The organism is Brucella pseudogrignonensis, assembly GCF_031454375.1.
Taxonomy (GTDB): domain Bacteria; phylum Pseudomonadota; class Alphaproteobacteria; order Rhizobiales; family Rhizobiaceae; genus Brucella; species Brucella pseudogrignonensis_A.
The window spans coordinates 425,319-438,377 of the sequence record NZ_JAVDQT010000003.1; the positions used below are offsets into that span (position 1 = coordinate 425,319).

The following is a 13,059-nucleotide window of genomic DNA, read 5'->3' on the forward strand; positions in this document are numbered from 1 at the left end:
TTTTAGACATTTCAAGTGTGATCTCGCTAGGGGCAGGCTATGAACGAAATTCTGAAACAAAACCGGTTTCGCGTGGAAGGTATGGATTGCGCTTCCTGCGCAACGAAAATCGATACAGCTGTGCGCCGGGTTTCGGGCGTGGAAGATGTTTCCGTATCCGTGACAACAGGCATGATGACGGTGCGCCATGATGGTAGCAGCGATCTGGAAAGCGTCGCCAAAAAGGTTCGCAGCCTTGGTTATGGCATTGAGCCATTGGTTGACGAAAAGGCGCCTGCGAAGCATCACGATCACGATCGTGACCATGCAGGCTGTAGCGGCCATGATCATGACCACAAGCACGACCACGCTCATCATGATCACGCTCATGACGAGCGGGAAGCAAAGCAGATTATAGCGGCTGCCGACAGTTTCCGTTTCCTTGTTGAAGGGATGGATTGTGCTTCCTGTGCGGCCAAGATCGATACGGCGGTGCGCCGTGTTGGTGGCGTTCAGGATGTTTCGGTTTCCGTGACCAACGGCACTATGATCGTCAATCATGATGGCTCATCGCAGGCTGATGATATTGCGGCGAAAGTCTCTCAGCTCGGTTACAAGGCCAGTGTGCAATTGGCTGCTGATGCAACATTGAAGCCAGCCGCACGCGTAAAGCCAAAGCGCTGGTGGCAGAGCGCTAAGGGTCAGATGATGCTCGCCTGTGGCGGTGGTCTGGTGCTTGCCTATATCGTCGGGCATCTTTATCCGCCGATTGAACTATGGGCCTTCACGGCTGCCATGCTGATCGGTCTGATACCGATTGCAAAACGCGCCTATTCGGCTGCCATCAACGGCACGCCATTTTCTATCGAAATGCTGATGACGATAGCGGCAATCGGCGCGGTCATCATTGGTGCGACGGAAGAAGCCGCAGCGGTCGTATTCCTGTTTTTGGTTGGCGAATTGCTGGAAGGTGTGGCCGCTGGCAAAGCGCGTGACAGTATTCAGTCGCTGACTGCCCTTGTGCCAAAGACCGCTTTTCTCGAAAGCAATGGCACAACGAAAGAAGTGCCAGCGGAAGAGTTGAATGTCGGCGATGTGATTGCCGTGCGTCCCGGCGACCGTATGCCTGCTGATGGCGAGATTATTGCTGGCGAAAGCGCTATTGATGAAGCACCGGTGACGGGTGAAAGCACGCCGGTTGGTAAAGCCGTGGGCGACAGTGTTTTTGCTGGCACCATTAATGGCGATGGTTTGCTGCGGGTGAAAGTGACAGCCGCAGCGCAGGACAATACGATTGCGCGTGTTGTGCGGCTTGTTGAAGAAGCACAGGAAGCCAAAGCGCCGACAGAACGTTTCATCAATCGCTTTTCGACCTATTACACGCCGGGCGTTGTGGTCGTCGCAGCTCTCGTTGCCATTCTGCCACCGCTTGTGGCAGGTGCTGAATGGGGTGAGTGGATTTACAAGGGCCTTGCCATTCTGCTGATCGGTTGCCCTTGTGCGCTGGTTATTTCGACACCTGCGGCCATTGCAGCTTCGCTTTCAGCCGGTGCGCGCCGTGGACTTTTGCTGAAGGGTGGCGCAGTTCTGGAGACCATCGGCAAGATCACAACAGCCTGTTTTGATAAGACCGGCACATTGACCGAAGGCAAGCCTCAAGTCACCGATGTTCTCTCTGCCACACTTTCAGAAGATGAAGTGCTGCGACTTTCTGCATCGCTTGATGCGGGTTCCAGCCATCCGCTCGCTCTGGCGATTGTTGGCGCATCGGAAGCGCGTGGACTGAAAATCTCGGCAGTTTCGACCGGCAAGGCACATGGCGGTAAGGGTGTGTCGGGCGTGGCTGATGGTGTTGAGCTGTTTTTGGGTTCACGCAAGGCTGCCAATGAAATCTCTGTCATTCCGGACGATCTTGCTGCCCGAATTTCGGCCTGTAACGATGAAGGCAAGACGGTTTCGGTGCTGGTTGCAGATGGCAAAATCGCGGGCGCTATCGCGATGCGTGACGAGCCACGTGCAGATGCGATTGCAGGGCTAAAGACACTCAAAGCTGCCGGTATTCGCACTGTTATGCTGACCGGTGATAATCGCCGTACAGCAGAGGCAATCGGCAAGGATCTCGACATTGAGGTGCGTGCCGAACTTTTACCAGAAGACAAACAAAGCATTGTTGGCGAGTTCCGCAATGAAGGTCAGATCGTTGCCAAGGTCGGCGACGGTATCAACGATGCGCCAGCACTTGCCGCAGCGGATGTTGGTATCGCCATGGGCGGCGGTACTGATGTGGCGCTGGAAACGGCGGACGCAGCCGTGCTGCACGGGCGTGTAGGCGATGTGGCCGCAATGGTTGATCTATCCAAGCGGACCATGCGCAATATTCATCAGAACATTGCAATCGCGCTTGGGCTGAAAGCTGTTTTTCTCGTGACAACAGTGCTGGGTATTACCGGCCTATGGCCAGCCATTCTGGCCGATACGGGTGCAACCGTTCTGGTGACGATCAATGCGCTGCGCTTGCTGAGACAGCCTTCTTAGAACGCGCATCTTTTTCCGAAAACCGTTTCACACTTTTCGGGATGCGCTCTAAAAACAAAACCGGCGAAGTTTCCTTCGCCAGTTTTTTAAAAACTTATTCGCCAATCAGTTCGCGGATACGATCACCATTTTGCTTGGCAAAGGTGACATGCTCCGGGTTGATCTGTTTCACTTCATCGACAAGCTGGTCTTCTTCTTCGGCATCCGCTGCTGCAAGTCCGCTCATCATCGCGAAGTAGGCGAGAAGATAATCGCGGGGTGCAATATTTTCCGCCTTCATCACTTCGACGACTTGCGGGCGCGACTCAATACTTTTGACCATGGAATCCATTGAAGGTCGCGCATCCAGACCTTCTTCCGCGGTCGGAGAAAGCTGCATATCTTCAAGCTTGTTATGGATTTTCAACATCCGGTCCAGCAGGTCTTCGCTGAGCTTGAAATTGTTGATTTCTGCTGGTGTTTGCAAAGGCGTCGCAATCGCCAGAATGTCTTCGGCAACAGCTGTTTTGACAGTTTGCGGCAGGATCGCGAGCGAGAGGCCCAGCAGGGCTGCGGTCTGGAAGCGTTTTGCATTCTTGAAGCGTTTCATCGTGAAAATCTTTGTCATGATCGAATCCTAGAATAAATCTTTGCGCTTACGGATTTCCGCAAAAACAGCTTCATCAGTTGCGTTCTGCATCCCAAGACGGGTGCGAATGCGGGCATCGTGCCAGCGCAGAAACGGATTGGTTGCCATTTCAAGCGCTATGCTGGTGGGTAGCGTCATCTTATCAGCCGCACGCAGTCGCGCAATCTCTGCTGAACGTTCTTTCAGAGCCGAATTGTCGGGATCGATTGTGAGAGCGAAACGCGCATTGCTCTGGGTATATTCATGGCCGCAATAGACTGCCGTGTCGCCCGGAAGGGCCACAAGCTTTTGCAGCGATTGGAACATCGTGCCGGGTGTTCCTTCCAGCAGACGTCCGCAGCCCAGTGCGAAAAGCGTGTCGCCGGTAAACACGACTTTTGCTTCCGGCAGGTAGAAGGAAATCTCGCCATTCGTATGGCCGGGCGTGGAGATCACTTTGACTTTGAAAAGCCCGAAGGTGAATTCGTCGCCATCCTGCACGGTGCGGTCGAGAGTGGGAATTTTATCGGCCTCAGCCTTTGGACCAATGATGCTAACGCCGAATTTGGCCTTGAGCGCCGCATTGCCTTCGACATGGTCGAGGTGATGATGCGTTGTGAAAATGAAATCCAGTGTCCAGCCACGGCGCTTGAGAGCGTTTTCAACGGCTGCCGCATCGGGCGCATCAATTGCCGCCGTCAGATCGCTTTCAGGATCATGAATGAGAACGCCATAATTATCGCTGCGGCAGATGAATTGTTCAATGTCCAGCCTTTTGTCGATTTGGGACATGGCGTCCTCCTTGATTAATCTTAGTCTTTACGGGCTTCTGGCAAAGTGTGCTTCTGGATAAGCGGCATTTGTAAAAGTGTGAAGACAACGGTGATCGGCATGATGCCCCAGACCTTGAAGGAAACCCAGGCATCGGTCGAAAAATTGCGCCACACGACCTCATTCACCACCGCGAGGAAAATGAAGAACAGGCCCCAGCGGAAAGTGAGCTTCCGCCAGCCTTCAGCATCAAGCTTGAAGGCCGAATCAAACACATAGCCCAGCAGGGATTTACCGAACAAAAGTCCGCCCAACAGGATCGCACCAAACAGCGTGTTGACGATGGTGGGCTTCATCTTGATGAAGGTGTCGTTGTGCAGCCAGAGCGTCAGCGCGCCAAACACCAGAACCACGATGCCGGAAATAAGCGGCATCATCGGCAACGTGCGCGTCAGCGACCATGAAACAGCAAGCGCTATAACGGTCGCAACCATGAACAGGGCGGTTGCCAGAAAGATCGGTTCGCCAATCTGGCCAAGCACCGGAAAGCGTTCGATCAGATTCTCACCACGTGCATTGGCGAAGAAAAATACGAGAAGCGGTCCGAGTTCCAGCGCAAGCTTGAGAAGTGGCGGCACTTCCTTGCGCTCGGCTTCGGTTTTTTGCGAGGGATCGCGTTCAAAAACGGGATGCTCCATCAGGCAACTCCTGCGATGGCGCGGGCAAAATCCTTGGCCGCAAATGGTTCAAGATCATCGACACCTTCGCCGACGCCGATGAAATAGATCGGAAGCTTATGTTTGGCCGAAATAGCGACGAGAATGCCGCCGCGTGCCGTACCGTCTAGTTTGGTCATGACAAGGCCGTTGACGCCAGCGATATTCTTGAAAATCTCAACCTGATTGAGCGCATTCTGGCCAGTGGTGGCATCAAGCGTCTGAAGAACTGTGTGTGGGGCTTCAGGGTCGTGCTTGCCAAGAACGCGGACGATCTTTGCAAGTTCGTCCATTAGTTCGGCCTTGTTCTGCAAACGGCCAGCCGTGTCGATGATGAGAACGTCGCTGCCTGCATCTTTCGCCTGTTTCCATGCGTCATAGGCAAGGCCCGCCGCATCCGCTCCGAGCTTGCTTGAAACAACAGGCGAGCCGGTACGTTCGCCCCAGATATGGAGCTGTTCGATGGCGGCGGCGCGGAAAGTATCACCTGCCGCAAGCATAACCTTGAGGCCGCCAGCGGTCAGCTTTGCAGCAAGCTTGCCAATGGTTGTGGTTTTGCCGGTGCCATTGACGCCGACAACCAGAATGACATGTGGCTTATGCGAAAGATCAAGCTCCAGAGGCTTTGCGACCGGCCCAAGCACCTTTTCGATTTCCGCGCCCATAATGTTACGGACTTCTTCGCCGGTGACGTCTTTGCCATAGCGACCGGATGACAGCGCATCGGTCACACGCATAGCGGTTTCAAGGCCGAGATCGGCCTGAATGAGCACGTCTTCAAGATCCTGCAACGTGTCTTCATCAAGCTTACGCTTGGTGAAAATGCTACCAATGGAATCGCTGAGCGAATTGGATGAACGCAGCAGACCGCGACGTAGCCGTTCGAACCACGAAAGCTTTGGCTCAGGTGCAGACTCAACCGGTACTTCTTCCTGATGTTCTTCAACCGCCTTGGCGACTTTAACTTTTTTCGGCTTTGCCACTTCGGGCTGAGGCGCGGGCTCGACAATTTCCTCAACAATGGGTGCCTCGGAAACTTCAGGAGCTTTCGCGACTTCGGGTTCAGCAACAGGTTCCGGCGCTGGCGTTTCCACCACGATCGGTTCCATCACCGGTGGCTGTTCAATCGGGATTTCGATCTCGGCAACCGGATGTTCGATCACAGCGGCGGGTTCTTCAACCGGCTCTGGCTCTGGAACAATCTGAGGTGCTTCAGGTTCGGCAACGACCACTTCGGCAGTAGGGATTTCAGCTTTTTCAGGCGCTTCGACAGCTTCTGGAAGCGCTGCTTCCACAGCATCGGGGGCCGGTTGTTCGACCGGCTTTTCCTCGACCTCCTTCTTGCCGAAGGAGAACATTTTCTTGATGAAACCCATTGCCATGAATTTTGATGCCTTGTCTAAGCCGCTTTGTGCTCTGCCTGACGAGTGAGAAGTTTTTCACCGTCATGCCCGATCACAATTCGTTCGATAATTTCGCCAGCATTGCCCTGATCCACAGCGGCCAGCGTAAAGCCTTCCGTGCGGGCAATGCCTTCCTTCTCGATCAACAGGCGCTGCACAGTGCCGTTGAGAGAAGCGAGGTGTTTTTCATAAGCCTGATCGCCCACAGCGCGCAGCCTTTTGGCGCGATCTTTGACGATGTCGCGCCTGACCTGTGGCATACGCGCAGCCGGTGTGCCTTCGCGAGCGCTGTATGGGAAGACGTGCAAATGCGTCAGCCCGCATTCCTCAACGATCTTCATTGAGTTTGCAAACATCTCTTCAGTTTCGGTCGGGAAACCAGCAATGATGTCGGCACCAAACACGATGTCCGGACGAAGCGCGCGCACATCCTGGCAGAAGCGGATGGAATCATCGCGCAGATGGCGACGCTTCATGCGCTTTAAAATCATGTCGTCACCCGCCTGAAGCGACAGATGCAGATGCGGCATCAGGCGCTTTTCGTTGGCGATTGCTTCCATCAGGTCTTCGTCGGCTTCGATGGAATCAATCGATGACAGACGCAGGCGCTGCAAATCCGGCACCTGGCTGAGAACGGTCTTCACCAGTTTACCAAGGCGTAAGCTTCCCGGCAGATCGGGGCCGTAAGAGGTCATATCCACGCCTGTCAGAACAACTTCCGCGTAGCCATTATCGACAAGGCGCTTGACCTGATCGACCACGCCACCCATCGGCACCGAGCGCGAATTGCCGCGACCATAAGGGATGATGCAGAAAGTGCAGCGATGATCGCAGCCATTCTGCACCTGCACAAATGCGCGCGCGCGGCCTTCAATGGCATCGACCATATGGCTCGCGGTTTCGCGCACTTCCATAATGTCGTTGACACGGACCTTCTCAAACTGGTTCACGCCGAAATCGGGCAGCATGCGGTAGGAGTTGGATTTCAGCTTTTCCTCATTACCGAGAATGAGATCGACTTCATCCATGGTCTCAAACTTGGCCGATTCTGTTTGTGCGGCACAGCCCGTCACAATGATACGGGCCTGCGGATTATCGCGGCGCGCCTTGCGGATTGCTTGACGCGCCTGACGCACGGCTTCCGATGTAACGGCACAGGTGTTGAAGATGATCGCGCCATCTTTCAACTGGCCAAGGCCAGCGCTATCGGCTTCGCGTTTCATCACCTCGGATTCATAGGTGTTGAGGCGGCATCCGAAGGTTACGACTTCCACAGCCATCAGGCAGCTCCCCGGCTCGTTTTTGGGGCGTACTCCCATGCGCCGGTTGCAGGATCAAATGTGCCGTCGAATTCCCATTCGGCAGGGCCGGTCATCATGACGTGATCATCCTCGCGCCATTCGATTTTAAGCGGGCCGCCGGGGACATTGACGGTGACATTGCGTTCGGTGCGGCCTGTGCGTGCGCCTGAGACGGCAGCAGCGCAGGCGGCGGAACCGCAAGCGCGGGTGAGGCCCGCACCACGTTCCCATGTGCGCAGATTCATGCTTTCGCGCGATGTGATTTGCGCGATGGAAATATTAGCACGCTCGGGGAAAATCGGATCATGTTCCAGCCCCGGCCCATATTGATCGAGCGCATAGGACCAGACATCGTTTTCGACCCAGAAGATCGCGTGCGGATTGCCCATCGATGCAATAGACGGGGCTTGCAGCACCGGCGCATCGGCAGGGCCAGCAGACAGATCAATGGCGCGGGTGTCGTCTACCTCATGGGCGAGGGGGATTTCCTTCCAGCCAAAATGCGGTTTACCCATATCGACCGTGATCAGCCCGTCTTGGTGCTCATTGGCGGTCAGAATTCCTGCCAGTGTCTGGAACGTGTAATCCTGTTTGCCGCTTTCATTGGAAAGCCACTGCACAACGCAGCGCGTGCCGTTGCCGCATGCCTGCGCCTGTGTGCCATCGCAATTGATGATCTCAATGTAATGATCGGTGCCGGGCGTTTTGGGATCATGGATCGCCATGATCTGATCGAACGAGGTGGCTTCGTCACCGGCCAAACGGATTGCAGCGTTCGGTGCGATACGATCGTCGCGCCCTCGCATATCGGCAACAATGATCTTGTTGCCTAGTCCGTTCATTTTGGCGAAGATAGCCTTACTCATTGATGGTTCCGGATCCCGTATATTCTGGAAAGGTTCTGGAGCGCGTTTCGATCTGATTTGATCAGATCTGCGCTCCAACTTATTTATTTTAAGCCGCATCTTAGTCCGAAAAGCGTTTCACACTTTTCAGGATGCGCCTTATATGGCGGAAAAGCCCACAAATTGCCAGTACCGGCGCGCTATTGGCCGCATCGACCTTTGATGACATTCATTATTGATAGCAATTTCTTCAAAAACTGTGTCCTTCCTGCGCCATTTCAAAAATTTCTAAGCTATTTCAAGCCTCTTCGTCTCATTTTGCATAAATTCGCCATAGCCGACTGTTGATTTTTTAACCATATCGCCATTTTATCGGTGCAATATTGTTTTAGTTCGAGCTTTCAAACTCGACGGTGCGAGGGGCGTCCCCCGAATAGTCAGCCCCACGAACACGCCTGAACTTAAGGCGGAATTGGAGAACCAGATGGGAATTTCAAAAGCAAGTTTGCTCAGCATTGCTGCGGCGGGCGCAATTCTGGCTGGTTGTCAGAGCTCCCGGGTTGGTGGCTTTGACAATACGGTATCGCCGCCGCCACCTGCACCGCTGCGCTCTGCTCCTGTGAGTTCCGTACAGTCTGGCAATCTGAATGCGCCGACGTCCTTCCCGACGGCGCCAGCAACGGACATGTCGCAGCCAGAAGCTGGTACACAGGTTGCAAGCCTTCCGCCCGAATCAGCGCCTGATCTGACACCGGGCAAGGTTGCTGGTGTGTGGAATGCATCGCTCGCCGGTCAGCAGTGTAAGATTGCAACGCCACAGACCAAATATGGTCAGGGTTTCCGTGCTGGTCCGCTGCGCTGCCCGGGTGAACTCGGAAGCCTCGCTTCATGGGCGGTCAGTGGCAAGCAGCTTTCGCTCTATGATGCCAATGGTGGCACGGTCGCGACACTTTATTCTTCCGGTCAGGGCCGTTTCGATGGCCAGACGACGAGCGGACAGTCGGTTTCGTTGTCGCGCTGATCAGACAATTGAGTTAAAGACAGGCGGGGCAGTCGCAAGACGCTCCGCCTTTTCTGCAATTAGGCGGTTGGACAAGCTATCATGTCTTTCGACGGTAATCTGAAGGCGTTCCCATCGGTTCGCGAGCATTATGATGCGCTGGTCAGGGCAGGCGAGGTTGATTCCGATCCCGCACAGCTTGAGTTGACCGCGCGCTATGACCGACTGATTGAGGAAGTTTGCACCAAACGTCTGTCGCGCAAATCGAGCGCGCTTGGCTGGTTGTTTGGCAAGCGCAAGGAAATTGCCACAGTCAAAGGACTTTATGTTCACGGCGAAGTTGGTCGCGGCAAGACAATGCTGATGGATATGTTCTTTCAGCTTTTGCCGGTAGAGCGCAAACGCCGTGCGCATTTCAATGATTTCATGGCGGATGCGCATGAGCGCATCAATGCCCACCGTCAGGCTTTGAAGCGTGGCGAAACCAAGCAGGAAGACCCGATCCCGCCGGTGGCTGAAGCTTTGGCTGAACAGGCGTGGGTGCTTTGCTTCGACGAATTTACCGTGACCGACATTGCCGATGCGATGATCCTGTCACGTCTGTTCAGCGCATTGTTTGAACGCGGCGTTGTGCTGATTGCAACGTCGAACGTTGCGCCTGACAATCTCTATCGTGACGGGCTGAACCGCCAGTTGTTCTTGCCGTTCGTTGATATTCTGAAAAAGCATGTCGATGTGATCAATCTCGATTCACGCACGGATTATCGTTTGGAGAAGCTTGATCGTCAGCCGGTTTATCTGACACCGCTGAATTCCGAGACGACCAAGCGTATGGATGCTGCATGGACCGCCCATAAGGATGGTCAGCAAGAAAAGCCTGATGTGGTACATATCAAGGGTCGCGATATTGTCGTGCGTCAGGCCGTGCCGGGCGCAGCGCGCTTCACCTTTGACGAGCTTTGCGCGCAGCCACTTGCAGCGAATGATTATATCGCCATCGTTTCGCGTTATCAGACGCTGTTTATTGACGATGTGCCGGTGCTTGATCTTTCACGCCGCAATGAGGCCAAGCGCTTCATTCTGTTGATCGATGTTCTTTATGACAATCACGCGCGACTTTTTGTTTCTGCTGAAGCCCAGCCTGAAAAGCTTTATCAGGCAAGCCAGGGCGTGGAAGCTTTCGAGTTTGACCGCACAGCATCGCGCCTGTTTGAAATGCAGAGCGCCGAATATCTGGATGCATTTTCTGAAAAAGCAGCACAGTGAGCTGAGGGGGTGTATTGCCCCTTTACCATCATCTAACTGCCACAGACTCGACTTATAGCATCCGCAGGCTATGTTATCTGGACATGGCTTGGGTGTAGTACGGTTTTCTTTTAATCGGTTCTGCTCACCAGTGGAATTTATTTGCGGACGTGCTGTCTCGTTTCAGGGGATACGAAACAGCCCGACGAAGAGACTCAATTGCCTCCATTTTGCCAAAATATCTTACGTTTACGTAAGTCCATATAAATCTAACCGATTGAAAACATTGGTCGCAAAATAATGAGTTGAGTTTTTTTTGAAAGAGTCCTATCGAACCCTCGCAGCGCAGACGCGTTTTCCGGGAGGAAACCGGATAGCTTCATGCGTTTCTGGATCAAACTTGAGGAAAGAAACAATCATGGCACGCAACAAGATTGCCCTCATCGGCTCCGGTATGATTGGCGGCACGCTCGCTCATCTTGCTGGTCTGAAGGAACTCGGCGACGTCGTCCTTTTCGACATTGCGGAAGGTACTCCGCAGGGTAAGGGACTGGATATTGCAGAATCTTCACCGGTTGACGGTTTTGATGCGAAGTTCACCGGTGCAAACGACTATGCCGCAATCGAAGGCGCAGACGTTGTCATCGTCACCGCAGGCGTGCCGCGTAAGCCGGGCATGAGCCGCGATGATCTTCTGGGTATCAACCTGAAGGTCATGGAACAGGTCGGCGCAGGCATCAAGAAATACGCTCCTGAAGCTTTCGTTATCTGCATCACCAACCCGCTTGATGCGATGGTTTGGGCTTTGCAGAAGTTTTCCGGTCTGCCAGCGCACAAAGTTGTCGGCATGGCTGGCGTTCTTGATAGCGCCCGTTTCCGCTACTTCCTGTCGGAAGAATTCAACGTGTCGGTTGAAGACGTCACTGCATTCGTGCTTGGCGGCCACGGCGACAGCATGGTTCCGCTCGCTCGTTACTCGACCGTTGCTGGTATCCCGCTGCCAGACCTCGTCAAGATGGGCTGGACCACACAGGAAAAGCTCGACAAGATCATTCAGCGTACCCGTGATGGCGGCGCAGAAATCGTCGGCCTGCTCAAGACCGGTTCTGCTTTCTACGCACCTGCTTCTTCGGCAATTGCGATGGCTGAATCCTATCTCAAGGACAAGAAGCGCGTTCTGCCAGTGGCAGCACAGCTGACCGGTCAGTATGGCGTCAAGGACATGTATGTCGGCGTTCCAACCGTAATCGGTGCCAATGGCGTTGAACGTATCATCGAGATCGATCTCGATAAGAGCGAGCAGGCCGAGTTCGAAAAGTCGGTCGCTTCTGTAGCCGGTCTTTGTGAAGCTTGCGTCGGTATCGCGCCGTCACTGAAATAAGTTCCAGATAAGGCCGGGTGGCTGCGCATACGCAGTCCCGGCCTTTTCCGGCTGTTAATCCGCAGAGGACAACCAGATGAATATTCACGAATATCAGGCTAAGCGCCTGCTCCACACTTTCGGCGCACCGATCGCCAATGGTGTGGCTGTTTATTCCGTCGAACAGGCGGAAGAATGGGCGAAGACGCTTCCAGGCCCGCTTTATGTCGTCAAGAGCCAGATCCATGCTGGTGGACGCGGCAAGGGCAAGTTCAAGGAACTCGGTCCTGATGCAAAGGGCGGCGTTCGTCTTGCCAAGTCGATCGAAGAAGTTGTTTCCCATGCCAAGGAAATGCTCGGCAACACGCTCGTGACCAAGCAGACCGGCGACGCTGGCAAGCAGGTCAACCGTCTTTACATCGAAGATGGTGCAGACATCGAGCGCGAGCTTTATCTCTCGATCCTCATCGACCGCACCGTTGGCCGTCCTGCTTTCGTCGTTTCGACCGAAGGCGGTATGGACATTGAAGCTGTTGCCGAAGAAACGCCAGAAAAGATCATCACCGTTGCTATCGATCCTGCCAAGGGCGTGACCGATGAAGACGCCAACAAGCTCGCCGATGCGTTAGAGCTTAAGGATGCAGCGCGTGAAGACGGCCTCAAGCTGTTCCCGATCCTCTACAATGCATTCTCCGAGAAGGACATGAGCCTTCTGGAAATCAACCCGCTGATCGTCATGACCGATGGCCGCGTGCGCGTTCTCGATGCCAAGGTATCGTTCGACGGCAATGCACTGTTCCGTCATCCTGACATTCAGGAACTGCGCGATCTGTCGGAAGAAGACGAAAAGGAAATCGAAGCTTCCAAGCACGATCTCGCTTACGTCGCTCTTGATGGCAACATCGGCTGCATGGTCAACGGCGCAGGCCTTGCCATGGCAACCATGGACATCATCAAGCTTTACGGTGCTGAGCCAGCTAACTTCCTCGACGTTGGTGGCGGCGCTACCAAGGAGAAGGTAACGTCTGCGTTCAAGATCATCACCGCTGATCCAGCTGTTCAGGGCATTCTGGTCAACATCTTCGGTGGCATTATGAAGTGCGACGTGATCGCTGAAGGCGTTATCGCTGCGGTCAAGGAAGTCGGTCTCAAGGTTCCTCTGGTTGTCCGTCTTGAAGGCACCAATGTTGAGCTTGGCAAGAAGATCATCAACGAGAGCGGCCTGAATGTTATTTCGGCTGACGATCTCGACGATGCGGCGCAGAAAATCGTCGCTGCAGTGAAGGGAAACTAAGGC

The 13,059-nt window shown here is 54.2% G+C and carries 11 protein-coding genes; 5 read left to right on the forward strand and 6 right to left on the reverse strand.

Annotation, left to right across the window (positions count from 1 at the left end):
• The first annotated feature begins 39 nt into the window (after positions 1-39).
• Positions 40-2,514 (forward strand): heavy metal translocating P-type ATPase, encoded by a 2,475-nt coding sequence (locus tag J2782_RS12870; protein WP_310013131.1) that lies wholly within the window; start codon positions 40-42, stop codon positions 2,512-2,514.
• Between the two features lie 94 nt (positions 2,515-2,608).
• Here J2782_RS12870 and J2782_RS12875 read toward each other — a convergent pair whose 3' ends face one another.
• From J2782_RS12875 to dapF, 6 genes are read right to left on the reverse strand one after another with little or no spacing between them, the layout of a single operon-like run.
• Entirely contained in the window at positions 2,609-3,112 is a 504-nt protein-coding gene (locus tag J2782_RS12875) for a hypothetical protein (RefSeq protein ID WP_404989640.1), read from the reverse strand.
• A gap of 18 nt (positions 3,113-3,130) precedes the next feature.
• Positions 3,131-3,913, reverse strand: coding sequence for a hydroxyacylglutathione hydrolase (gene gloB, locus J2782_RS12880; RefSeq protein WP_310013133.1), 783 nt, complete (start codon positions 3,911-3,913; stop codon positions 3,131-3,133).
• A gap of 20 nt (positions 3,914-3,933) precedes the next feature.
• On the reverse strand, positions 3,934-4,590 hold the full coding sequence (locus J2782_RS12885) for a septation protein A (RefSeq protein ID WP_310013135.1): 657 nt from the start codon (positions 4,588-4,590) through the stop codon (positions 3,934-3,936).
• Complete coding sequence (ftsY, locus tag J2782_RS12890) at positions 4,590-5,990, reverse strand: signal recognition particle-docking protein FtsY (RefSeq protein WP_310013137.1); 1,401 nt, start codon at positions 5,988-5,990, stop codon at positions 4,590-4,592. The genes J2782_RS12885 and ftsY overlap by 1 nt, the downstream gene beginning before the upstream one ends.
• A 17-nt stretch (positions 5,991-6,007) precedes the next feature.
• Entirely contained in the window at positions 6,008-7,291 is a 1,284-nt protein-coding gene (gene mtaB / locus J2782_RS12895) for a tRNA (N(6)-L-threonylcarbamoyladenosine(37)-C(2))-methylthiotransferase MtaB (protein ID WP_310013139.1), read from the reverse strand.
• Positions 7,291-8,178, reverse strand: coding sequence for a diaminopimelate epimerase (gene dapF, locus J2782_RS12900; protein WP_310013142.1), 888 nt, complete (start codon positions 8,176-8,178; stop codon positions 7,291-7,293). The genes mtaB and dapF overlap by 1 nt, the downstream gene beginning before the upstream one ends.
• A 463-nt stretch (positions 8,179-8,641) precedes the next feature.
• Here dapF and J2782_RS12905 point away from each other — a divergent pair, with 463 nt between their 5' ends.
• From J2782_RS12905 to sucC, 4 genes are all read left to right on the forward strand, one after another.
• Positions 8,642-9,178 (forward strand): protease inhibitor Inh/omp19 family protein, encoded by a 537-nt coding sequence (locus J2782_RS12905; RefSeq protein WP_310013147.1) that lies wholly within the window; start codon positions 8,642-8,644, stop codon positions 9,176-9,178.
• 81 nt (positions 9,179-9,259) lie between these two features.
• A complete protein-coding gene (gene zapE / locus J2782_RS12910; protein ID WP_310013150.1) occupies positions 9,260-10,423 on the forward strand; it encodes a cell division protein ZapE in 1,164 nt (387 codons plus the stop codon).
• A gap of 397 nt (positions 10,424-10,820) precedes the next feature.
• A complete protein-coding gene (gene mdh / locus J2782_RS12915; RefSeq protein ID WP_310013153.1) occupies positions 10,821-11,783 on the forward strand; it encodes a malate dehydrogenase in 963 nt (320 codons plus the stop codon).
• A 76-nt stretch (positions 11,784-11,859) separates the two neighbouring features.
• Entirely contained in the window at positions 11,860-13,056 is a 1,197-nt protein-coding gene (gene sucC, locus J2782_RS12920; RefSeq protein WP_310013155.1) for an ADP-forming succinate--CoA ligase subunit beta, read from the forward strand.
• The last annotated feature ends 3 nt before the right edge of the window (positions 13,057-13,059 follow it).